Annotated in this window: 1 protein-coding gene; it reads left to right on the top strand. The window is 71.8% G+C overall.

Going from position 1 to position 1509, the window contains the following annotated elements:
• Positions 1-493: 493 nt before the first annotated feature.
• The gene (locus AB0G02_RS39675; RefSeq protein ID WP_360805533.1) at positions 494-1501 is read left to right on the top strand and encodes a hypothetical protein; all 1008 of its coding nucleotides are present in this window, start codon (positions 494-496) and stop codon (positions 1499-1501) included.
• Positions 1502-1509 lie beyond the last annotated feature (8 nt).

Raw genomic sequence — 1509 nt, forward strand, 5'->3', positions numbered from 1 at the left:
CGTCGACCGACGCGGGGAGGCCGAGGTCGGAAGCGTTGTGGGGGGCCAGGGTCACCGGCGGGCACCAGTGGCGGGGGAACGCACTGTGAAGTCCTCCGAGGGGTGGGATCGCTGCACCGCACTCGGTGGGTAACCGGTCTGGCAGCCTGTGGCGTCACGACCGCGGTGTCGCCGACGTGCGACTTTACCCGCACTTCACCGGCCCGTCGCGCCACCGTGATCCCAAGTGGGTGGTGTCACACACGGTCACGGTGCCCTCTCCGGCCTTGTGGCCCGCATGCGCGGGCGTTGCCGCGCACGCCCCTATGATCGTCTACAATGGACAGTTCGCGGATCGCAGGTGCCCGTCCGCCACCGTGTCGCTCGCCGGTGGAGAGCCCCGTCGTGACGGGGTGATCAGGCGGATTTTGTCCCGAAAGCCCCTCCCCTCGGCACGAGTGGTGATAGGCAGGTCACTCGCGCCACGACGGCGCGCGTGACAGGGGGAACTGCCATGTTGAGACGAACCGTGCTCCGACTGCCGCTGGTCGCCGCGGTGGCCATGGGTGCGCTGGCCGCCACCGCGCCCGCGCAGGCCCAGCCGAGCGCGCTGCACGCCCCGGGGGATGTCCACTTCGCCACGACCGCCACCCGCGGCGACGTGGCGCACACGATCCGCCGCAACGACGGGTCCTGGTACCCGTTCGCCACCGTGCCCTACGCACCCATCGCCCACTTCTCGGGCGTCCTCGCGTCGGTCATCGTCGGCGACGAAGAGCACCTGATGCAGCAGTACTACTACGGCGTCGGTGCGTACTACCGAGGACTCCGGTACGTGATCCGGCACGCGGACGGTTCGTGGACGGAGGCCGCGTCGCCGCCGGACGCCACCGGCTCGACGACCTTCGCCCTCACAGCCGTCGGTGGTGAGTTGCACCGGGTGCGTAGGGCCGACGGCGGTCCGATCGAGCACACGGCGAGGCACGCCGACGGCACGTGGTCGAGCCCGACCGTCGTCGCCGCCCAGTCCCCCGGGGACAGCAGCCTCGCGGTCGCGGCAGACGGCGGTGTGCTGCGCGTGTTCGTCGTGGACCGCGCCAACGGCACGGCGCTGTCGTCGTTCGTCCGACGCACCGACGGCACCTGGGGGCAGGCCTCCGCCGTGCCGTTCGCCCCGGCCGCCGGGGTGACCGCGACCAGCGTGGACGTCGCCCAAGTCGGCGCGGAACTGCACGCCGCGGTGATCGGCAGCGACGGCGCGGTCTACCACGCCGCGCTCGGCTCGACCGGCTGGACCCAGTTTCGGGACATCTCCTCGCAGACGGGCGCGCCGGGCGATTTCGTGAACGACGTCGCGGTCACGGCGTCGCGCGGCACCCTGCACCTCGCGGTCGTCACCCGCGAGAACCGGCTGCTGCACACGATCCGACTCGCCGACGGCCGCTGGTTGCCGTTCGGCGACGTGAAGCAGGCAACCGGGTCGAACGTCCTCGCGGGTGCGATCTCGATCGCCGGCAGCTGAGCCGCGGT

Source organism: Actinosynnema sp. NPDC023658 (assembly GCF_040639995.1).
GTDB lineage: Bacteria > Actinomycetota > Actinomycetes > Mycobacteriales > Pseudonocardiaceae > Actinosynnema.